Origin of the sequence: Propioniciclava sinopodophylli (genome assembly GCF_004324755.1) — a bacterium.
GTDB lineage: Bacteria > Actinomycetota > Actinomycetes > Propionibacteriales > Propionibacteriaceae > Propioniciclava > Propioniciclava sinopodophylli.
Genome location: NZ_SDMQ01000001.1, coordinates 391,127 through 410,671 on the forward strand (window position 1 = coordinate 391,127; position 19,545 = coordinate 410,671).

At 70.8% G+C, this 19,545-nt stretch carries 19 protein-coding genes; 10 read left to right on the top strand and 9 right to left on the bottom strand.

Annotation, left to right across the window (positions count from 1 at the left end; all coding sequences use genetic code 11):
• The first annotated feature begins 60 nt into the window (after window positions 1-60).
• Window positions 61-1,065 (top strand): alpha/beta hydrolase, encoded by a 1,005-nt coding sequence (locus ET989_RS01925; protein WP_131166845.1) that lies wholly within the window; start codon window positions 61-63, stop codon window positions 1,063-1,065.
• 46 nt (window positions 1,066-1,111) lie between these two features.
• Here the strand turns inward: ET989_RS01925 and ET989_RS01930 are convergent, their stop codons facing one another.
• Together ET989_RS01930 and ET989_RS01935 are read right to left on the bottom strand one after the other, a co-directional pair.
• Window positions 1,112-3,031 carry a M3 family metallopeptidase gene (locus ET989_RS01930; RefSeq protein ID WP_241656166.1) on the bottom strand — a complete coding sequence of 640 codons (1,920 nt, stop codon included), beginning with the start codon at window positions 3,029-3,031 and terminating at the stop codon, window positions 1,112-1,114.
• A 103-nt stretch (window positions 3,032-3,134) separates the two neighbouring features.
• The gene (locus tag ET989_RS01935) at window positions 3,135-4,979 is read right to left on the bottom strand and encodes an ABC transporter ATP-binding protein (protein ID WP_131166847.1); all 1,845 of its coding nucleotides are present in this window, start codon (window positions 4,977-4,979) and stop codon (window positions 3,135-3,137) included.
• A gap of 267 nt (window positions 4,980-5,246) precedes the next feature.
• Here ET989_RS01935 and ET989_RS15120 point away from each other — a divergent pair, with 267 nt between their 5' ends.
• The 4 genes from ET989_RS15120 (at window position 5,247) to ET989_RS01955 (ending at window position 8,299) form a co-directional block, all read left to right on the top strand.
• The gene (locus ET989_RS15120; protein ID WP_180320747.1) at window positions 5,247-5,855 is read left to right on the top strand and encodes an early set domain-containing protein; all 609 of its coding nucleotides are present in this window, start codon (window positions 5,247-5,249) and stop codon (window positions 5,853-5,855) included.
• A gap of 10 nt (window positions 5,856-5,865) precedes the next feature.
• Window positions 5,866-7,077, top strand: a complete 1,212-nt coding sequence (locus ET989_RS01945; protein WP_131166848.1) for an MFS transporter — start codon at window positions 5,866-5,868, stop codon at window positions 7,075-7,077.
• Window positions 7,070-7,408, top strand: a complete 339-nt coding sequence (locus ET989_RS01950; RefSeq protein ID WP_131166849.1) for an MGMT family protein — start codon at window positions 7,070-7,072, stop codon at window positions 7,406-7,408. The genes ET989_RS01945 and ET989_RS01950 overlap by 8 nt, the downstream gene beginning before the upstream one ends.
• 114 nt (window positions 7,409-7,522) lie before the next feature.
• Complete coding sequence (locus tag ET989_RS01955; RefSeq protein ID WP_131166850.1) at window positions 7,523-8,299, top strand: dioxygenase family protein; 777 nt, start codon at window positions 7,523-7,525, stop codon at window positions 8,297-8,299.
• Window positions 8,300-8,455: 156 nt separating this feature from the next.
• On the opposite strand, the gene ET989_RS01960 is transcribed toward ET989_RS01955, so the two are convergent.
• Window positions 8,456-10,135 carry a hypothetical protein gene (locus ET989_RS01960; protein WP_165489981.1) on the bottom strand — a complete coding sequence of 560 codons (1,680 nt, stop codon included), beginning with the start codon at window positions 10,133-10,135 and terminating at the stop codon, window positions 8,456-8,458.
• A gap of 242 nt (window positions 10,136-10,377) precedes the next feature.
• Here ET989_RS01960 and ET989_RS01965 point away from each other — a divergent pair, with 242 nt between their 5' ends.
• Window positions 10,378-11,403 carry a patatin-like phospholipase family protein gene (locus ET989_RS01965; RefSeq protein ID WP_165489982.1) on the top strand — a complete coding sequence of 342 codons (1,026 nt, stop codon included), beginning with the start codon at window positions 10,378-10,380 and terminating at the stop codon, window positions 11,401-11,403.
• 299 nt (window positions 11,404-11,702) lie between these two features.
• Here ET989_RS01965 and ET989_RS01970 read toward each other — a convergent pair whose 3' ends face one another.
• Together ET989_RS01970 and ET989_RS01975 are read right to left on the bottom strand one after the other, a co-directional pair.
• A complete protein-coding gene (locus tag ET989_RS01970) occupies window positions 11,703-13,694 on the bottom strand; it encodes a vWA domain-containing protein (protein WP_131166853.1) in 1,992 nt (663 codons plus the stop codon).
• Window positions 13,695-13,703: 9 nt separating this feature from the next.
• Window positions 13,704-15,092, bottom strand: a complete 1,389-nt coding sequence (locus ET989_RS01975) for a MoxR family ATPase (protein ID WP_131166854.1) — start codon at window positions 15,090-15,092, stop codon at window positions 13,704-13,706.
• A 55-nt stretch (window positions 15,093-15,147) separates the two neighbouring features.
• Between ET989_RS01975 and ET989_RS01980 the strand changes: the two genes are divergently transcribed.
• The 3 genes from ET989_RS01980 (at window position 15,148) to ET989_RS01990 (ending at window position 18,087) form a co-directional block, all read left to right on the top strand.
• The gene (locus ET989_RS01980; RefSeq protein WP_131166855.1) at window positions 15,148-15,774 is read left to right on the top strand and encodes an MSMEG_4193 family putative phosphomutase; all 627 of its coding nucleotides are present in this window, start codon (window positions 15,148-15,150) and stop codon (window positions 15,772-15,774) included.
• A complete protein-coding gene (locus tag ET989_RS01985) occupies window positions 15,762-16,457 on the top strand; it encodes an SCO1664 family protein (protein ID WP_131166856.1) in 696 nt (231 codons plus the stop codon). The genes ET989_RS01980 and ET989_RS01985 overlap by 13 nt, the downstream gene beginning before the upstream one ends.
• A 181-nt stretch (window positions 16,458-16,638) precedes the next feature.
• Window positions 16,639-18,087, top strand: coding sequence for a DEAD/DEAH box helicase (locus tag ET989_RS01990; RefSeq protein WP_241656167.1), 1,449 nt, complete (start codon window positions 16,639-16,641; stop codon window positions 18,085-18,087).
• A gap of 87 nt (window positions 18,088-18,174) precedes the next feature.
• Here the strand turns inward: ET989_RS01990 and ET989_RS01995 are convergent, their stop codons facing one another.
• Genes ET989_RS01995 through ET989_RS15380 form a run of 4 tightly spaced genes read right to left on the bottom strand, consistent with a single transcriptional unit; the run spans window position 18,175 to window position 19,099 of the window.
• A complete protein-coding gene (locus ET989_RS01995; RefSeq protein ID WP_131166857.1) occupies window positions 18,175-18,405 on the bottom strand; it encodes a hypothetical protein in 231 nt (76 codons plus the stop codon).
• The gene (locus ET989_RS02000) at window positions 18,402-18,632 is read right to left on the bottom strand and encodes a hypothetical protein (protein WP_131166858.1); all 231 of its coding nucleotides are present in this window, start codon (window positions 18,630-18,632) and stop codon (window positions 18,402-18,404) included. Before ET989_RS02000 ends, ET989_RS01995 begins: the two co-directional genes overlap by 4 nt.
• Complete coding sequence (locus ET989_RS02005) at window positions 18,605-18,847, bottom strand: hypothetical protein (protein WP_131166859.1); 243 nt, start codon at window positions 18,845-18,847, stop codon at window positions 18,605-18,607. Before ET989_RS02005 ends, ET989_RS02000 begins: the two co-directional genes overlap by 28 nt.
• Window positions 18,848-18,889: 42 nt before the next feature.
• Window positions 18,890-19,099, bottom strand: coding sequence for a hypothetical protein (locus tag ET989_RS15380; protein ID WP_241656168.1), 210 nt, complete (start codon window positions 19,097-19,099; stop codon window positions 18,890-18,892).
• Window positions 19,100-19,130: 31 nt separating this feature from the next.
• Between ET989_RS15380 and ET989_RS15755 the strand changes: the two genes are divergently transcribed.
• Window positions 19,131-19,529 carry a carbohydrate kinase family protein gene (locus ET989_RS15755; protein WP_277751335.1) on the top strand — a complete coding sequence of 133 codons (399 nt, stop codon included), beginning with the start codon at window positions 19,131-19,133 and terminating at the stop codon, window positions 19,527-19,529.
• The last annotated feature ends 16 nt before the right edge of the window (window positions 19,530-19,545 follow it).

The following is a 19,545-nucleotide window of genomic DNA, read 5'->3' on the forward strand; positions in this document are numbered from 1 at the left end:
CATCCGACGCGGAGCTGCAGGGTGGTCGGCGGCTCCGAACCCGAGCACGAAGGAGTGCCCATGTCCGCGCAGCACGACCGACTCGACTCCGAATCCCGCACCTCCCTCGAGGCCTTTCTCGGCGCCCTGCCGGGCGGCTTCAACGGCATCCCCGACATCGTCGCGCGGCGTGAGGCGTCCGCCGCGTTGAACGCCGCCGGCGTCGAGGCGGCCGGCGGGCCCGACCCGTCCGTGACCCGCGACGACCGCACGGTGCCCGGCCTCGACGGCGACCCTGAAGTCCCCGTGCGCGTCTACCGTCCCGTGGACGCCCTCGCCGACGCGAGGCTGCCCGGCATCTTCTTCATCCACGGCGGCGGCATGATCATGGGCAGCATCGAGGGCGAGGACGGCATGGCCACCGCCTACGCGCGTGAGGTCGGGGCCGTGGTCGTCTCCACCGGCTACCGCAAGGCCCCCGAGGACCCGCACCCCGCGCAGTCGCGCGACTGCTGGGCCGGCCTGCAGTGGATGGCCGCGAACGCCGAGGAGCTGGGCTACGACCCCGAGCGCCTCGTCATCGTCGGCGGCTCGGCCGGCGGTAACCTCGCGCTGGCCACCGCCCTGCGCGCCCGCGACGAGGGTGGCCCCGCCTTCGCGCTGATCCTCGCGGCCTACCCGATGCTCGACCCGTCGAACACGACCCCGGCGAGCCATTCCATCACCGAGGTCGGCCTCTGGGACCGCGCGGGCAACATCGAGGCCTGGGAGTGGTTCCTGGGCGGCAGCGAGCCCGACAAGTATGCCTCGCCGCTGCTCGAGACCGACTGGTCGGGGCTCGCGCCGATCTTCATCGACGTCGGCACCGAGGACATGTTCCGCGACGAGGACATCACGCTCGTCGGCGAGCTGGTCCGGCAGGGCAACCTGGTCGAGTTCCACCTCTACCCGGGCGCCTTCCACGCCTCCGAGGTGCTCGCACCCGAGGCGTCCCTGTCGAAGCGGATCATGGCCAACCGGATGGACGCCGTGAAGCGCGCCGTCGCGGCTGGCCAGCCAGGGGCGGTGGACGCGGCGGCCGTGTGAAGGCAAGCCCTCGGCGGAGGGAACCCAAGCCCTCGGCGCCGAGCGCCTACTCGGCCAGCCAGGCGGCGTAGGCGTCGAAGTCGTACGGCCGGCCCAGAAACTCCTCGACGAGATCCGCGGCGTCCTTGGTGCCGCCCTGGGCGAGCACAACATCGCGGTAGCGGGTCGCAACGGCCGGGTCGAACAGGTCGTCGGCGTCGAAGGCCGAGAACATGTCCTTGGCGATGACGAGGCTCCACATGTAGGTGTAGTAGCCCGAGTTGTAGCCGTCCAGGTGGCCGAAGGACGTCGGCATGCACGTGCCCTCGACCCACGGGAACAGCGAGTACTGCTCCTGCAGCTCACGGGTGCGTGCGACCAGGTCCTCGGGGTTCTCCAGGTGCAGGCGGTAGGCGAGAGCGGCGTAGAACATCTGCGTGCGGGCGAAGTAGCCCTTGCCGAAGTCGTCAGCCTTCCGCATGCGCTCGACCAGGGCGGCCGGGATGGCCTCGCCCGCCTCGTTGGTCGCGAACGAGCCGAGGACGTCGGCGTCCCACGCCCACTCCTCGAGCATCTGGCTGGGCGCCTCCACGAAGTCCCATTCGGTGGCGACGCCGGAGAACTCCGCCCAGCGCTGGTGCCCGCCGACGAGGTGGTGCACGAGGTGGCCGAACTCGTGGAACAGGGTCACGACGTCGTCGTGCTCCATCAACCCGGTCGGGAAGTTGCACACCAGGGTGCCCTCGGGCAGCTGGCGTCCGGCGACGCCGTTGGTGAGCGTGAATTGGGCGGCGTGCTTGAACTTGCCTTCGCGCGGGTGCAGGTCGAGGTAGATGCGGCCCTGGGCAGCGCCGTCGTCGGTGCGGGTGACGTCGTAGGCCGTCACGCTCGGGTGCCAGACGGGCACGTCGGCCGGGGTGTAGGTGAGCCCGAACAGGCGTCCGGTGACCGCCAGCAGGCCGTCGCGGACCTTACCGAAGTCGAAGTAGGTGCGGACGAGTTGGGCGTCCACGTCGTGCTGCTCCTTGCGGACCAGCTCGGCGTAGTAGGCCGAGTCCCACGACTGGACGCGGTCGGCGTCCGGGCGGTCCTGGCGGAGGCGCTCCAGCAGGATCGCGACGTCACGCTGGGCGGGCTCCAGGGCCGCGTCGGCGATCTTGTCGATGAACTCGCCGATCGCCGCCCCGGACTTGATCATCTTCACCTCGGCGTCGAAGTCGGGGAAGGTGTCGTAGCCCAGCAGCGTCGCCAGCTCGGCGCGCAGGCCGAACATCTCACGCAGCACGTCGACGTTGTCGGGGTAGCCGATCGTGAGGGAGGCCACCAGCAGGTCGTGGCGGGCGGTCTCGTCGTGGGCGAACGTGCGGAACGGGATGGCGTCCGGGTAGTCGGTGGTGACGGTGACCAGGCCGTCCTCGCCGGCGGGGTGGGCCTCGATCCAGTCGGCGGGGAGGCCGGCCAGCTGGTCGGGGGTGACCTTGATCGAGCGCGTGCCCTCGCGGATCGTGCGGGCGAACGTCTGGCCGAGCACCGTCAGCCGGTCGCGGATCTCCTTGATGCGCGCGCGGGTGGTCTCGTCGGCGGCCACGCCGGAGCGGCGGAAGCTGCGCAGCGTCTTCTCCAGCAGGCGGGTGGCCTGGGCGTCGAGGCCGTCGGCGTCGAGGCCGGCGAACACGGCGTACAGCTCGGTGTCCAGGCCCAGCTCCGTGGAGAGCTTGCGCGCCTCCAGCGCGGCCTGCTCAGCGGCCTCGCGGACGCCGGCGTCGGGGTGGACCTCGCTGAACAGCTCACCGCGCGCGGACAGGTTGCCCAACGCGATGTCCAGCTCGTTCCAGGCCTCCAGCGTGGCCAGGGCGGTGGCGGGCGGGCTCGTCTTGATCGCCTCGGCCTTCGCGCGGGCGTCCGCCAGCAAGGACTCGGTGGACGCCGTCACCCACGGCAGGTAGGCGTCGGCGGCGGGCAGGGTCAGCGGTGCGGGATCAGTCACCGGACCAGCGTAGTCACCCCCCGGGGGTGCAGTTCGAGGCGGCGTTTCCATCGCTGCAGCGATGAAAACGCCGCCTCGAACTGCACACCTAACGCCCCTCGGGTCAGCCCGTGATGTCGAACGCGGCCAGGCGGCGCTTGTCACGCTTGGTGCCCGACTCCTGCAGGGCGAGCAGTTCGGCGTAGATCCCGTCGGTCTCGGCGAGCTCGGCGGGGGAGCCCACCTCGTCGATGCGGCCGTCTCGCAGGGTGATGATGCGGTCCACGGTGCTGATGGTGGAGAGGCGGTGCGCGATGATGATGCTCGTCCGGTCGGCCATCAGCTCCTCCAGGCCCGCCTGCACGAGGCGTTCCGAGCGCGAGTCGAGCGCGGAGGTGGCCTCGTCCAAGACCAGCAGCGGGGCGTCCTTGACCATGGCCCGCGCGACCGCGATGCGCTGCTTCTGGCCGCCCGAGAGCCGGACGCCGCGCTCGCCGATCACCGTGTCGTAGCCGTCGGAGAGCTTGGCGATGAAGTCGTGCGCGTTGGCGCGGCGGGCGGCCTGCTCGAGCTCGGCGTCGGTCGCGCCAGGGCGTCCGTAGGAGAGGTTCTCCCGCACCGTGCCCGAGAACAGTGAGGCGTCCTGGAACACGACGCCGATCTGGCTGCGCACCTGGGCCAGCGACACCGACGCCGTGTCGGTGCCGGCGATGCTGATCGTTCCGGCGGACGGGCTGTAGAGGCCGAGCAGGAGGTTCACCAGCGTCGTCTTGCCGCCGCCGGACTCGCTCACCAGCGCGAGCCGCTCGCCGCGGGCTACGTCGAAGGTGATGTCGTGCAGCACCTCGGCGTGCGAGTCGTAGCCGAAGCTGACACCGTCGAACGCGATCGTGGGGGCGTCCGGCACGACCGGCCAGGCGGACGCCGCGGGTGCGGCCCCGCCGGTGGTGGCGGTCGGGGACAGGTCGGGGGAGCGGATCTCGCCGACGGCGGCGAAGGGTTCCGGTGTCTCGTCCATGACCTCGAAGTAGCTCTTGGAGCCGGCGATGGCGTGCTGCGAGGAGTCGACGAGGAAGCTCATCATCATGACCGGCGTCCGCGCCATCGCGACCAGCTGGATGAGCAGCACCATGTCGCCCAGGGTGAAGATCCCGGATGCGGTCTGGGCGAAGATGATCAGGTAGATGCCGAAGAAGATGATGTTGAGGGAGCCGCGGCGCGCGACGTCCATGCGGTGCCACCACGAGGACTGGGTGTTGGTGGTCGCGACGGCGCGGCGGTAGTGGCCGTCGAAGGTGTCCAGCTCGGTGCGCTCGCGGACGAAGCTTTTGGTCACCTTGATCTGGCCTATCACCTCGGCGAAGCGGCCGCCCGCGGCGTCCAGCTCGTCGTTCTTCTCGCCCTCCAGCACCTGCCAGCGCTTCGACGTGAGCGCGGTCAGCCACGTGAAGAGCGGGTAGATGATCAGCAGGAGAAGGGCCAGCGGCCACGAGTAGTAGAGGGAGATGCCCAGGACCGCGAACACCGTGATCAGCGTCGGGAAGAAGCTGTTGCTGAACATCTGGAGGAACTGCGTGACCTCCGTGATCGAGCGGTGCAGCTTGTTGATGACCGTGCCCGTGAGCTGGTTTTCGAAGTACCGCTGGGGCAGCGAGAGCAGCTTCGCGTAGTAGCGCGAGGAGAGGATCGCGCGCAGCCGCATGGTCATCGTGTCGCCGAGGTAGCCGCCGACGTTGGTCAGAACGGTGTTGAGGAGTTCGGCGACCAGCAGAGCGCCGGCCAGCGCCACCAACACCATCAGCCCGCCACCCCCGCCGGACGCCTGCGCCACAACCTCGTCGGTCGCGCGGGCGATGATGAACGGCGTGGCCAGGGCCGTCGCCGCGACGAAGACCGAGGTGGCGATGATGCCGGCGTACCAGGGCCAGAGTTCACGGGCGGTGCTCAGCACGCGCAGGAGGGTGCGCATGGCGCGTCCTTTCGGTGGTGCAGGTCGATCAGTGTACCCCAGGGGGTATCAGGAGAGGTGCTGGGAAGCGGCTCGGGCCGGACCGGCGAGCCGGTGAGGGTGATGGGATCGCGGGAGGTCGCGGTCAGCCAGCTTACGCCGTTCGGGGCGGGGGCTGTCGGCGGACGAAGCCGGGGCTGTCGGCGGACGAAGCCGGGGCTGTCGGCGGACGAAGCCGGGGCTGTCGGCGCGAGGTGGGAGAATGTCCGTTCACGAGAAAGGTCCGCCATGCTGCAGCGCTCCCGCGCGGCCGACACCGGCCAGCGCATCCTCACGTTCTCCCTCCCGCTCGATTGGGCCGGCCGGGCCAGCGTGGTGGGCAACTTCAACGACTGGACGCCGGGGGCCCTCCCGCTCGTCGCGGTCGGAGACGTCGCCGAGGCGTCCGTGGTGCTGCCGGACGACTACATCGCCGTGTTCCGCTACCTGGGTGAGGGCGACCACTGGTTCGACGAGCCGGACGCCGACTACGTGGACGCCGGCGCGAGCGTCGTGCTGGGCGTCGAGCCGATGGGTCCCGACCCGGACGTTGCCGTGGCCGTCGCGGGCGGCGCCGCTGAGGAGGCCGAGTGGGTCGCCACTCCCGACCCCGGCGCGTCCGCCCTGCAGTCGCCGGCCGAGCGCGCCGTCGGCGTCACGGACAAAAAGCGACGCAAGGCCGACGAGAAGGTCGCGCGGGCCGTCGACCGGAAGCGCCGGAAGGCGACCGACCTGACCGCCAAGGTGAAGAAGGCCGACGAGAAGCAGCGCAAGGCCGCCGAGCGCGTCGCCAAGGAGCAGGCCAAGCAGGACCGCAAGCTCGCCGAGAAGGCGGAGAAGAAGACCAGGAAGAAGTGAGCCGGCCTTGATGCGGTCGCAGACGCGCCTGTGGTGGGGCGCGGTCGGGGTCGTCCTGTTGGCGATCAACTTGAGGCCCGGTGCTGCGTCGCTCGGGCCGGTCCTGGCCGAGGTCCAAGACGGGCTCGGCATGGACGCCGCGCTGGGCGGCGCGCTGACCGCTCTCCCCGGGTTGGGGTTCGCCGTGTTCGGGGCCGTCGCGGTCGCCGTCGGGCTGCGGCTCGGCCTGGCAGGTGGGCTGTTCCTGGCGGCCGTGGCGTCCGCCGTCGGCCTGCTCGGGCGCTCCTTCGTGGACTCCGTGCCGCTGTTCTTCGCGCTCACGATCCTCGCCTTCGCAGGGATGGCGATCGGCAACGTCCTCGTCCCGGCCTACATCAAGAGCCACTACCCGAACCGCACCGCGAGCCTGATGTCGGCCTACACGATCAGCCTGGCGATCGGCGCGACGGCGTCCACCCTGATCTCCGCGCCGCTGTCGGACGCCGCGCCCGGCGGCTGGCGCGCCTCGCTCGGCATCTGGGGGCTCGCGGCGCTGCTGGCCGCGGTCCCGTGGGCGGTGCTGGCGGCGTCCGAGCGGCGCCGGCGGCTGGCGGAGGTCGCGGTCACCGCGCGGCCGTCGTCGTCGGTGTTCGGCGTGGTCGGGTCGCGGCACGCGGTCGCGCTGGCGCTGTTCTTCGGCATGCAGTCGATGCAGGCCTACGTGCAGTTCGGCTGGGTGGCGCAGATGCTGCGTGACGGGGGGCTCTCGGCGACGGCGGCGGGTGGGGCGGCGTCCCTGCTGGCCGCATTCGGCCTCGCCGGGGGGCTCGTCATGCCGCTGGTGGTGGCCCGGCTGCGCGACCCCCGCTGGGTCGTGGTGGTACTGGGCGTCCTGCTGCTGGCTGGATGGCTCGGCGTCTGGCGGGCGCCCACCGCCGCACCGTGGCTGTGGGCGAGCCTGTTGGGGCTCTCCGGGTTCGCGTTCCCCATGGCGCTGGCGCTCGTCACGGCCCGGACCCACGACCCCCACGTCACCACGCAGGTGTCCGGCTTCATCCAGTCCATCGGCTACCTCTTCTCGGCGATCGGGCCGCTGCTGGTCGGCGTCCTGTTCGAGGTCACCGGCGGCTGGGACGTGCCGCTGTGGTTCCTCCTGGGCTCGGTGCTGGTCTTCGTCGCCTCGGGTGTCGTGGCCTCCGCGCCCGGGCTGGTCGACGACGAGTTGGCCGCCCGCCGTGGCTGACGGGCCGGACGCCGTCGCGCGCGTCCTGCTCGCGGTTGCGCAGGTGCCGCCGGGGCGGGTGGCGTCCTACGGCGACATCGGCGCCATCGCCGGCGTGGGGCCCCGCCAGGTGGGCGCCATCCTGCGCGACCACGGAGATGCCGTGCCCTGGTGGCGGATCGTCTCCCGCGACGGCGTCCTCGTGCCGCTGGCCAAGGCGCGGCCGCGCTGGGAGGCGGAGGGCATCGAGATCCGGCCCGACGGGCGCGGCTGCCGAATGCGCGAGTTCCGCGCCGACCTCGCCCAGCTCGCGCTCGACTACCGGGTCGCGTCGGTCGAGTCGGGGGCTTGAGGTTCGAGGCTCGCTGGCGTGCGGGCCGCCGAGGCCGCACCTCAGGCACCCGACTGGTTGATACTTCAACAAAGTGGGCGTAGGCTGGTCTCCTCGCACCACGGAGGGACCACCATGATCGAGCGCCAGCCCGTCCTCTTCCTCAGTCACGGCGCGCCGCCGCTCGCCGACGACGCCACGTGGACCGGCCAGCTGCACGCCTGGTCCGACCGTCTGGAGAAGCCCACGAGCATCCTGATGGTGTCGGCGCATTGGGAGAACCAACCCGTCACCGTGTCCTCCACCCGGCCCGGGACGCCGCTGGTGTACGACTTCTGGGGCTTCCCGCAGAAGTACTACGACGTGACCTACGACGCCCCCGTCGCGCCCGAGCTCGCCCAGCGGGTGGCCGGGCTCGTCGACGGTCCCGTCTACCAGGACCAGGCCCGCGGCCTCGACCACGGCGCCTACGTGCCGCTGGTCGAACTGTTCCCCGAGGCCGACGTGCCCGTGGTGCAGATGTCGCTGCCCACCCTCGACCCGAAGGGCCTCTACGAGCTCGGACGCCGCCTCGCGCCCCTGCGCGACGAAGGGACGCTGGTCGTCGGCTCCGGCTTCACGACCCACAACCTGCGCTGGTTCAACCCCGCGGGCGGCGCGGACGTGGCCGCGCCCACGGCGTCCGCCGAGTTCGACCACTGGGCCGCCGATGCACTCGCCCGTCGCGACATCGACGCGATCCTCGACTTCGAGTCCCAAGCCCCGGCCGCGCACGAGGCGCACCCGCGCACCGAGCACTGGGCGCCGCTGTACGTCGCGCTGGGTGCGGCCGAGGCGTCCGGCCACGAGAACGAGGTGGCCGTCGACGGGTTCTGGTACGGGCTGTCGAAGCGGTCCTGGCAGTTCGCCTGAGGCTCGTGCGGCCGGGCGACGTAGAACGCCCCGCTGTTCCGCGGTGGCTGGTGTGTGTACTTCGTCCCCGCGCGCGGTGACATCGAAACCCCCACGAACGAAGTTAAACCCTTGCAGGGCGCCGGTGTGTGGTTTGTGTGCCGGATCGAGCAGCGGTCACCCCATCGGGGATTCGGTCGGGCCGGCAGTGTGGGGGCCCTTGCCCGGATGATGTGGTGCGGCGGCGGCACTGAGCGCTGCGGACACTGGAAAGGCGATGATCCAGAAGAACTCCGTCGAGAGATCGTCGAGCAACTCGATGAGGTTGGTGGAATCCGTCAGATGCACGCTGACACTGAGCGTGCCTGCGAACGCAGTAAAGAGAGCGCACACGAGCCCTGCCGTACGAACTCGGGAAACCCCGCGTGGGCTGAAGAGGAGTGGAGTGATTCCGAGCGCTACCAAGCTCAGGCCCAGCAGTCCCGCCTTGACAGGTCCCGTCGCCAGGGTGGCCGCCGCAGTGACGTCGATCGCTATCAAGCTCAGGACGCTCCACCGAATCACCTCCCCGGTCTCGACCAGGCGCCTTCGGAACCTGCGTCCAAGCAGAAGGGCGAGCGCCAGTGCCGGCAGAACGAGGAGGTTCACTGGGGCAACTCCGGCGCGCTCGTGCGTGACCACATGCGCAAGTGGGCCAGCGGCGACCGCAATCACCAACACAGGAAAGCCCAACTGCCGGTCCCGCAGTGCGAGGAAGACCTGCACGACGACAGCGCCAAGGAAGACCACGATGATCGCCACCACGGCGATGTTGAGGGGATCGAACGTCGTGGGCGCCAGGCCGATCGTGGGGCCCACTGCCCAGGCCCAGCTCGCGACAACGCCGGCGCCCGTCACTGTGATGATCCGGCTCGCCCCGTGGGCGAAGAGTTCCGGTGTGAACATGACCGCCAGAGCTACCAGAAGGAGCCCCGCCAGTGTGAGGGGCCGAAGAAGCGCCATCAGGAGGAGGTAGGCAACGACCAATACGCCAACAGCAGCCATGGCCACTGTGATGCTCACACGAAGCCGCCCTCCAACTCCCGTCCCGTGACGCAAGTCGCCGAACGAGACGAAGGGTTCCAGCGCTAAGAGCACCAGCACGAGCAGGGCCACGATCGCCGACTGTCCCCACCCGGCCAGTGCGATTCCCTGGCTCCCCAGGTAGATGACCAGCGCAATTGTGGCTGTAGTCTTGACAGTAAGCGCCGCCCACGCTCGACGCTCGCTCTCTGGGGTCAGCCAACGTCCGATCCACCCCTCCGCGCTGAATGCGTCGACCAACTCCGTCACGAGGATCGCGGGAACCACCACGATTCCACCTACGACAACAGCCAACTGCGCGGGCAAGAGCCAGGGCACGACCTCGTGCGGTGAGCCGGTTGCGGCAAGATACCCGACACCCAACGCCGCCAGCAGCCAGCTTGGCAAACCGAGGGCCACCGCCCGTAGGGTCCAGCGCACTCTCTGGGTTGACGCGGTTCTCAGAGCAAGAAGACTGACGACTATCGCGCCCCAGGTGGCCGATCCCATGATCACCGCGCCAACCCCGGCTGGAGGCCCCACGAGCAGCAACACCAGGACGGGGGGCGCAAGGGAAACCACCGGTGGTAGGCGGCGACCGAGCTTCGTCCGGGCGTGCACCGTGGCGCTGGCCCCCAGTGATCCGACGGCCGCTCCATACCCGACAAGCATGAGGAGCGCCAGAGCGGTGGATCCCCACCAACTCCGCAACACACCTTGGGCGGAAGGGAGTGAGACGAGGGCCGCCACAAGCACTACGAGGAGAACAGCAATGCCGAACGTCGGGAAGGCCACCCAACGGTTGGACCGAATCTGGGTGGTTTGGCGTCCGCCTTCGCGCTCCTTCCCAGGCTGCATGAGGATCCTCCAGCTCCACGGCACTTTCGCTCAGCGAACCGTTCGCTCGCCAAGCCTGTGGGATCACCCTGCCCGAACAGGCCCCCAGCGGGTAGCCCCTTGGTGAGTGCATGGGGAGACTGCCGAAACTCGGGTTCAGCACTCTGGACAGGCGCCCGCCGGTGCGCCATCATCCGCTGATGAGCAGCTCCAAGCTAGTGAAGGTACTGAGCATCGATGGTGGCGGAATTCGAGGGTATCTTCCCGCCGTATTCCTCGCAGAAGTGGAACGCCGTGCCGCACGTCCGATTTCTGGACTCTTCGATCTCGTCGTCGGCACCTCCACCGGAGGGATCATCGGTCTCGGGCTCGCAGCAGGCAAGAGCGCGGCCGAACTCGCGGAGTTCTACCCGATGTATGGCCGGCGCATCTTCGGCGGCGTGGACAACAGGAGCGAATGGGACAAGCGCCTCTGGGGATCTGGCGGCAACATCATGCAAAGTGTGAATCTTGCCGCGAAACGCATCGGCGGCCCCTTCGGCGGAAACGCCCTTTTCGGCGGAAATGCCCGGCACACTGCCGAAGGACTCGAATCGGCTCTCAAGGAGGTCTTCGGCGAGATGAAACTGTCCGAAGTGCCCACCGAACTGGCGATCACCACGTTCGACCGGCTCACCTCAAGTCCATGCGTTCTGTCCAGTCGGGACGCTCGCCTCGATTCCTCCTACGACCTTCTTGTGCGCGAGGTCGCGAGGGCCACGTCCGCCGCACCGACCTACTTCCCACCAGCGAAGCTCGCGTGGGCTGGCCAAGCACGCGAGTTCATCGATGGCGGTGTCTGGGCCAACAACCCAGCAGGAGTGGCAGTGAACGAATCCATCGCCATCACCGCCCGGAGGGGGCTCCAAGGTTCCGCAGTCCTGCTGGTGTCCTTGGGCACCGGAGTCATCCCCGGCGAATCCGTACTCGAGGGGACTCAATCCTGGCTGGGCTCCGCCCGAGATCTCATCGGTTTGGCCACGAGTGTTGGGGCGGGCGAACTCCTCGCTCAGCGAGCAGTCGGAAATGCCCAGTACCGGCGGTTCCAAGTCGTCGACTCGCGCGTGGCGGGCGCAATGAACGATCCATCGGTCGAGCGGCTCAAGGTGCTACGGGAAGCGGCCGACGCCCTGGTGGCTCGCGAGTCAGCCGACATCGATGCCCTGATCGCGGATCTTTCCGACTAAGGGAGCATTCGGTGACCGAAGGGACGCTGCAACAGAGTCGTGCTGGGCGTATGAGTTCGGTCCCGGGCGTCGCCATTGAGCACCCCTCTAACTCGAAGAAGTTGCCGGGAGGTCGCAACGCCCTTCCTCCCTCGCAACGCTGATCGCATCCGCGTTGCGAGGGAGGATCCGCGTTGCGACGACGTGGCCCTCAGGCAACACAGCGGCGCGCCCCATCGACCGCGCTGCACCGGTGTGACCGGCCTCTGCCACCCAGGGTTTTCGCAGATCGAGCGGGCCGGCCACCTCGGGCGGTCAGCTCACCACAGCAGGTCGTCGTCGCGGCCGCGTGAGCGGGCGCGCAGGTACTCGTCCACCACCGTGCCGCCGAGGTCGTCCAGGTCCGGGGCGACCGCGCGGCCGCCGACCCGGCGGGCCATCTGCTCGATGAACCGCTGCAGGCCGGGGTCGTCGCCCAGCCGCACGAACGTGGCTTGTGCGCCCCGGCGTCCGAGCTTGTCGAGCTCGACCACGGTGGCGCTGATGGTTTCGGGGTCGGGCGGGTAGCTGAACCAGGCGTAGCCGTCGGGCAGCAGGTGCGCCGTCGGCTCGCCGTCGGTCACCACCAGCAGGACCGGCTGCATGGTGGGGTGCTTCCGGAAGAACTGCCCCGCCAGCAGCAGCCCGTGGTGCAGGTTCGTGCCCTGCTCGCGCCAGGGGCCCAACGCGGTGAGCTCCTCGACGTCCATGACGCCGGCGTGGCGGCCGAAGGTGATCAGCTGGAGCTGGTCGCCCCGGAAGCGCGTCGAGACGAGGTGGTGCAGGGCCAGCGCGGTGCGCTTCATCGGTACCCAGCGCCCCTCGGCCGCCATCGAGAACGACACGTCGACCAGCAGCGCGACCGCGGACTGCGTGCGCGTCTCGGTCTCGGCCACCTCGATGTCGGCAACGTCGATGCGGAGCGTGCCGGGGTCGAGGCCCTCGCCGACCGTGCGGTGGATCGCGTTGGTGAGGGTGCGGGTGGTGTCCCAGGGCTCGGTGTCGCCGAACCGCCACGGGCGGGTGGCGCCGGTCTGCTCGCCGGCCGCCCCCGCCTGCCGCGTGTCGCGCTGGCCCTGGCGTCCTGAGAGCCGGGACGCCGCGTCCGCCAGCAGTGTCTTGCCCAGGCGCCGCATCGCGCGCGGGGAGAGCCGCAGTGAGCCGTCGGTGCCGCGGCGCAGGTAGCCGCTGTCGCGCATCGCCCGCTCCAGCTCGGCCAGCGTGCGGGCGCTGACCGCGGCCTCGGGCCCGAGCTGGCGGGCGAGGGCCTCGAGGTCCAGGTCGTCCATCCGGGCGCCCCCGTAGTCCTGGCCGATCTGCTGGCCCAGCGCGTCCAGCTCGGCCAGGTCCTGCACGACGCCGGTCCCGTCGCCGAGCCCCAGGCCCTCCGAGCCGCGGAACGACTCGGCGCCGCCCCAGTCCAGCCCGGGGCGCAGGGCCTGCAGGTTGGCGTCCAGCTGACCGAGCTGGGCCATCAGTCCGGGCGACCCGAAGGCCTGGGCCGAGAGGTCCATGAGCTCGCGGCGCTGCTCGGCGGTCATCGAATTGAGCAGCCGCTGGGCGGCCGCCGACCGCTGGGCGAGGGCGTCGATGAGCTCCTCGACGTTGCGGGGGTTCTCCGGGAAGTGGTGGCCGTGCTTCGCCATGAAGTCGTCGAAGTCGACGTCGGTGTCCTCTCCGCGGCGGTGCTTGTCAAGCAGCCCGTTCAGGTCGGACAGCATCTGGTTGACCGCCTCGCGGTCGGCGTCGTCGGCGCTCTCCAGGGCGCGCTTCATGCCCGCGAAGCGCTGGTCGAGCAGCTCGCGGCCGAGCAGGTCCTTGATGCGGTCGAAGGACGCCGCCGCCTCGCGGCTCTGCCAGTCGTAGGAAGCCAGCTCGTTCACCGCCGCCGCTGTCGACGTCGGCAGGTTCTGCAGCCGCATCTCGCGGAAGGCGCGGTCGTCATCGTCCATCGCGGCGTCGCGGGCCAGTTGCTTGCGCTCGTCCAGGACGGCGGCGTCCAGCAACTTCCTGACCTCGTCCAAGGTGCCGCCCAGGTTGTGCCGCCTCAGCAGGTCGCGGCGCCGCTGCTGGACGCGGCGGGCCAGGTCGTCCAGCCCCTCGCGCCCGCGCCCACCCCGGCGTAGGAACTCCCGCAGTGCGTTCTCGGGGGAGTAGCCCGCCATGACGTCCTCGGCGATGGCGTCCAGCGCCTCGGCCAGGTCGACCGGGGGCGCGAGAGGATCCGGGCCGCCGTGGTAGCGGCCGTAGCGGGAAGGCCTGCGCTCGGGCATCTGATCACCTCACCCGTAGATCGTCTCGCCGTCGTCGGAGTCCTTCGAGATGCGGCGCAGGAGGTACAGGCCCTCGAGCGCCAGTTCGATGGCGCTCGCGCGGCGTCCGTCGTCGGTGGCCCCGAACCGCTCGGCGATCTCGTCGTAGAGCGGCGCCTCGTCCAGCGGCGGCAGGCCGTCGAGGAACTCGCGCGCGGTCACCTGTTCGCCGGTCGTCACGGTCGTGCGGCCGTCGAGGGCGGAAACCAGCGGACCGAGGTCGATGCCGCGGAAGTGCTCGCGGACCGTCTCGGCCGTCGCCGTGCGGAGCAGGTGGCCCAGCACCTCGGCCTCGCGGCCCTCCTCGCCGGACTCGAACTCGATCTTGCCGCCGAGCACGTCGACGGCGGTCTCGAGGTCGACGACGCGGGCCACCGCGTGCTCCTCGCGGCGCGACGTGGCGCGGTGCAGGGCGGACGCCGCGACGGTCTCCGCGCCGGCGATCGAGAAGCGCGCCGAGACGCCTGAGCGCTGATTGATGGCCGGCGAGTCGCGCAGCAGGCGGGTGTAGCGGGCCAGCACCTCCAGGATGCTGTCCGGCACGTCGGCGACCAGGTGCGCCTCCTGGCGGATGACGGCCACCTCGTCGGCCAGGTCGATGGGGTAGTGGGTGCGGATCTCGGCGCCGAAGCGGTCCTTCAGCGGGGTGATGATGCGGCCACGGTTGGTGTAGTCCTCGGGGTTGGCGGAGGCCACGACGAGCACGTCCAGCGGCAGGCGGAGCACGTAGCCGCGGATCTGGATGTCCCGCTCCTCCATCACGTTGAGCATGGCCACCTGGATGCGCTCGGCCAGGTCGGGCAGCTCGTTGATCGCGACGATGCCGCGGTGGCTGCGGGGGATGAGCCCGAAGTGAATCGTGTCGGGGTCGCCCAGGCGGCGCCCCTCGGCCACGCGCATCGGGTCGACGTCGCCGATCAGGTCGGCCACCGAGGTGTCGGGGGTGGCCAGCTTCTCGGCGTAGCGCTCGGAGCGGTGGCGCCACGTGATCGGCAGTTCGTCACCGAGGGCGGACGCCCTGCGCTGCGACTCCGGCGTGATGGGCTCGTACGGGTGCTCGCCCAGCTCGGAGCCCTCGATGGCCGGGGACCACTCGTCCAGCAGGCCGGACAGCGTGCGCAGCAGCCGCGTCTTGCCCTGCCCGCGCTCGCCCAGCAGCACCACGTCGTGGCCGGCGATGAGGGCGCGCTCCAGCTGAGGGATGACCGTCCGCCCGAACCCGTGCAGGCCCGGCCACGGGTCACGGCCGGACGCCAGCGCGCCCAGCAGGTTCTCACGGATCTCCTCGCGCAGGGTGCGGTGGACGTGGCCACTGGCGCGCAGCTCGCCGAGGGTGCTGATTCGGGGCGTTTCGCTCACGTGGACACGGTAACCCGGCCGACAAGGTCTGGACGAGGGTCGTAGGCTCGCCGTGATGGCGACGAAGAGGAAGACGGTCGTGCTGCTCGTGCGGCACGGGTTCACCCCGACGACCGGCCGGGTGCTGCCTGGGCGGGCCCCCGGGCTGCACCTCTCCGACCAGGGGCGGACCCAGTCCGAGGGGCTGGTGGAGCGGCTCGCGGGCGTCCGGCCGGATGCGCTCTACACCTCCCCGCTGGAGCGGACGCGGGAGACCGCCGCACCGCTGGCGGCGGCGTCCGGGTTGGTGGCGACCGTCGAGGACGGGCTGGTCGAGTGCGACTTCGGTGAGTGGACGGGTCGGGAGCTCGCGGAGCTCGCCCGGCTGAAGTCGTGGCGCACCGTCCAGCAGGCGCCCTCGACGTTCCGCTTCCCGGGCGGGGAGAGCTTCGTCGAGCTCCAGGCGCGGATGGTCGGGACGCTGGACCGCCTCCGGTCGGCCCACCCGGGTGGCACGGTCGTCTGCTTCTCGCACGCCGACCCGATCAAGGTGGCGCTCGCGCACGCGCTGGGCACGCCGCTCGATCTCTTCCAGCGGATCGCCGTCGACCCCGCGTCGGTGTCGGTACTCGCCCACGAGCCGGGGCGTCCGCCGACCGTCCGCACCGTCAACGCGACCGGCCCGCTGTCGTGGACCAGCTGACGCTGCTGAGCACCGGCGAGGTCGGCCTCGTCGCGCAGGTGATGGACAGCAGCAACGCCACCTTCGTCGCCGACGTGACCGCCGGCGACGCCTACAGCTGGGCCATCTACAAGCCGCAGGCGGGGGAGCGCCCGCTGTGGGACTTCGAACCCGGCCTGCACGCCCGCGAACGCGCCGCGCACGTGCTCAGCGAGTGGCTCGGGTGGGGGCTCGTCCCGACCACGGTCGTCCGCGAGGACGCCCCGATGGGCGTCGGCTCGCTGCAGTGGTTCGTGGACGGCGACCAGCGCCAGCACTACTTCACGATCGCCCGGGACCGCCCGGACCTGCACGACCAGCTCCGCCGGTTGGCCGTGTTCGACGTGGTCACCAACAACACCGACCGGAAATCCGGACACGTGTTGCTGGACGCCGCGGGTCGCGTGTGGGGGATCGACCATGGGCTCTGCTTCGCGGCCGAGCCGAAGCTTCGGACGGTGATCTGGGACTTCGCGGGCGAGCCGCTGCCCGAGGACACGCTCGAAGGACTGGACCGGCTGACGCGTGACGGGCCCGACGAGCTGGCCGAGCTGCTGTCGGTGTCCGAGCTGGTGGCGTTGCGCGGGCGGGCCCGTCGCCTCGTGGCCCACGGCGTCCTGCCGTTCGACCAGACGGGGCACGGCTACCCGTGGCCTCTGGTGTGAGGCTCAGGCATCCGGTGCAAGGGATTTGGGTCGGATGCACTAGTATGGGTCCCGCGACCCGCACCAGTCTTGCCTCGGGTCGCAGGTGATGCGGCTGATCAGCCGCTGGCCGCGCCGCACCGATCACTCGGATCGGGCCCAGCACGAGCGCGCCGGGCGAGACGCCCACGAAAGAACCAACGTGACCTCAGATTTCGCACGCCTCGGCGTGCCCTCCTCGCTCGTCTCCGTCCTGAACGAGCGTGGCATCCAGACCCCCACCCCGATCCAGGCGGCCACGCTGCCCGACTCGCTGGCCGGACGCGACGTCCTCGGCCGCGGGCGCACCGGATCGGGCAAGACCTTCGCCTTCGCGCTGCCCGTCGTGACGCGCCTGGCCGACCCGACCAACCCGACCTCGCGCAAGCGGCCCTCCTCGGGGCGTCCGCGCGCGCTGATCCTGGCCCCCACCCGCGAGCTCGCCGCCCAGATCGCCGAATCCTTCGAGGGGCTGACCAAGGCGTCCCGGCTGTCGCTGCTGACGATCTTCGGCGGCGTGAACCAGAACCCGCAGGTCCGCGCGCTGCAGGCCGGCGTCGACGTGCTGGTCGCCACCCCGGGCCGCCTGCTCGACCTGCGTGACCAGGGTCACCTGCGCCTCGACGCGGTCGAGGTGACCGTCATCGACGAGGCCGACCACATGAGCGACATGGGCTTCCTGCCCGGGGTCAAGAAGATCCTCTCCGCCACGCCGGCGCGGTCGCAGCGCCTGCTGTTCTCGGCGACCCTCGACAACGCGGTGAACGTGCTCGTCAAGCAGTTCCTGCACGACCCGGTCGTCCACGAGGCCGACTCCGCGCAGTCCCCGGTGGCGACCATGGAGCACCACGTGCTCACCGTCAGCGCCGCCGAGCGCTCGGACGTCATCGCCGATCTCGCCGCCGCCCCGGGGCGGACGATCCTGTTCACCCGCACCAAGCACGGTGCCAAGAAGCTGGCGAAGCAGCTCAACGGTCGCGGCATCCCCGCCGTCGACCTGCACGGCAACCTCTCCCAGAACGCCCGCGTGCGGAACCTGGAGGCCTTCGACTCCGGCCGCGTCGAGACGCTGGTCGCTACCGACATCGCCGCCCGCGGCATCCACGTCGACGACGTGGCGCTGGTCGTCCACGCCGACCCGCCCACCGAGCACAAGGCCTACCTGCACCGTTCGGGCCGCACGGCACGCGCCGGCTCGTCCGGCACCGTGATCACGATCGCCACGCCCGACCAGCGCGGTGACGTGCAGGGGCTCATGCGCGCGGCGAAGATCAGCCCGACCGTGACCGCGGCGTCCGATGCGATCCTGCGTGAGCTCGCGCCGGGGGAGCGCCTGGTGTTCTCGGCGGCCGAGGTCGCCGACAGGACGCCTGCACCCGCCCAGCCGACACCGCCGAAGCGCGCCTCGGGGCGCGGAGGGCGTGGAGGCGCGTCGGCGCCCACGTCGTCCCGTCCGCAGGCCTCGCGCGGTCACCAGGCCCCCCGGGCGCAGCAGGCCCCGCGCGGGCAGCGAGGTGGGGGCACGGCCTCCGGCGCCGCGCCGAGCGGCTCGAACCGCGGTGCGGCCACCTTCTCCGCGTCGGCCGGGAGGGCCACCCGCCGCTCTCGCTGAGTGGGAGCGGGCTTCGGGTAACGAAGTGACGGTCAGCCGCCTCTGGAGTCGCGACCTGCCCTTCCGTTGGGCGGGAGGTCGGCGCAGTCACGAGATTGAGAGGCGGCTGAGCGTCACTTTCGTCTGGGCCGTCGTCCGGGCCCATGCGTGGCTGCCGGGCGCCGCTTTGCGCGCGACCGGGCGGGGCTTGGAGATCGTGAGCACGACCGCTGCAGCGCCCAGGCAGAGGGCTGCGGCGAGCAGCCACGCGTCCTGGTAGCCGCCGGTCGACGACCGGATCAGGCCGGCGACCGTGGCGCCGGCCCCCGCACCGATCATGTGTGAGGCGAACATCCTGCCGGAGCGCTCGAGGCCGAAGTGCTGGCGGCACAGTGCGACGGTCGGAGGACCGTCGCGACCCAGTCGAGCCCGTAGAAGACGCTGAAGAACCACAGGCCCAGCCCGATGTCGGCGGCCATCACGACCGGCAGGGCGAACATGCCGAAGTCGTCGGCGGCCGGGATGAAGTGGGTCTGGATCAGCCCGTTGGTGCGCCAGCCGCACACGAGGAGGACACGACCACGGGCCAGAACGGCCAGCGGCCCAGGGCGTCCCTGAGCGTGCCAAGCGCCAGCGCCACCGGTCCCGGCGTGGGCCCCTCGGCGGGCTCGCTGCGCGGGTCGGGCGGGAGCGGGGCGTCGAGCGTGAGGTCGGCCGCGCCGTAGGGGCGCAGCCCCACGTCGGCGGGCCGGTCGCCCAGTAGCCAGTGCACGAACGGCACGAGGGCTAACGAGGCGACCGCGACGGCGCCCGCCGCCCAGCGTCAGCCCGGCCGGTCGGCGAGCACCGCGATGAGCGGCAGGAAGCTGAGCTGGCCCGTCGCGTTCGCCGCCGAGAAGATGTCCGTCTCAAAGCCGCGGTGGGTGTCGAACCAGCGGTTCGCCACGATCGCGCCGAGCACGAGCGCCATCGCGCCGGTGCCGACGCCGATGAAGACGCCCCAGAGGATCCACAGCTGCCAGGCGCTGGTCATCACCGTGGTCAGGAGGCTCGCGACGCCAACGATGGTGAGGGGCGCCGCGACCGTCCGTCGGGCGCCCCAGCTCCATGATCGCGGCGGCGAACGGTGCGGTGAGCCCGCAGAGGACGAGGTTGACCGACACGGCCCCGGACGTGACGGTCCGCGACCAGCCGAACTCGGTTTCGATGGGCAGAAACAGCACCCGGTGGACGAGCGGGGGGCGTCAGTGTTCTGGGCGGGACGCGAGGCGCACATGCCCGCGCGCAAAATCGAGGTGGTCGACGTGATCGGTGCCGGCGACGCCCTGTGCGCCGGCTACCTGTCCGCACGCTTGGACGGGCTCGACCCCGGAGCCGCGCTGGCGCGGGGCGTTGATGTCGCCGCGGCGTGCGTGGGGAGTGCGGGGGACTGGGAGGGTCTGTCCCACCGACACGTGGATTAGGGGCCAACAAGTGGAG

What these genes read in the sequence shown, in the direction of transcription:
- ET989_RS01925 (WP_131166845.1), top strand. Translation starts at nt 61, where the DNA reads ATGTCCGCGCAGCACGACCGACTCGACTCCGAATCCCGCACCTCCCTC.
- ET989_RS01935 (WP_131166847.1), bottom strand. Translation starts at nt 4,979, where the DNA reads ATGCGCACCCTCCTGCGCGTGCTGAGCACCGCCCGTGAACTCTGGCCC.
- ET989_RS15120 (WP_180320747.1), top strand. Translation starts at nt 5,247, where the DNA reads ATGCTGCAGCGCTCCCGCGCGGCCGACACCGGCCAGCGCATCCTCACG.
- ET989_RS01945 (WP_131166848.1), top strand. Translation starts at nt 5,866, where the DNA reads ATGCGGTCGCAGACGCGCCTGTGGTGGGGCGCGGTCGGGGTCGTCCTG.
- ET989_RS01955 (WP_131166850.1), top strand. Translation starts at nt 7,523, where the DNA reads ATGATCGAGCGCCAGCCCGTCCTCTTCCTCAGTCACGGCGCGCCGCCG.
- ET989_RS01965 (WP_165489982.1), top strand. Translation starts at nt 10,378, where the DNA reads ATGAGCAGCTCCAAGCTAGTGAAGGTACTGAGCATCGATGGTGGCGGA.
- ET989_RS01970 (WP_131166853.1), bottom strand. Translation starts at nt 13,694, where the DNA reads ATGCCCGAGCGCAGGCCTTCCCGCTACGGCCGCTACCACGGCGGCCCG.
- ET989_RS01980 (WP_131166855.1), top strand. Translation starts at nt 15,148, where the DNA reads ATGGCGACGAAGAGGAAGACGGTCGTGCTGCTCGTGCGGCACGGGTTC.
- ET989_RS01995 (WP_131166857.1), bottom strand. Translation starts at nt 18,405, where the DNA reads ATGATCGGTGCGGGGGCCGGCGCCACGGTCGCCGGCCTGATCCGGTCG.
- ET989_RS15380 (WP_241656168.1), bottom strand. Translation starts at nt 19,099, where the DNA reads ATGACCAGCGCCTGGCAGCTGTGGATCCTCTGGGGCGTCTTCATCGGC.
- ET989_RS15755 (WP_277751335.1), top strand. Translation starts at nt 19,131, where the DNA reads ATGGTGAGGGGCGCCGCGACCGTCCGTCGGGCGCCCCAGCTCCATGAT.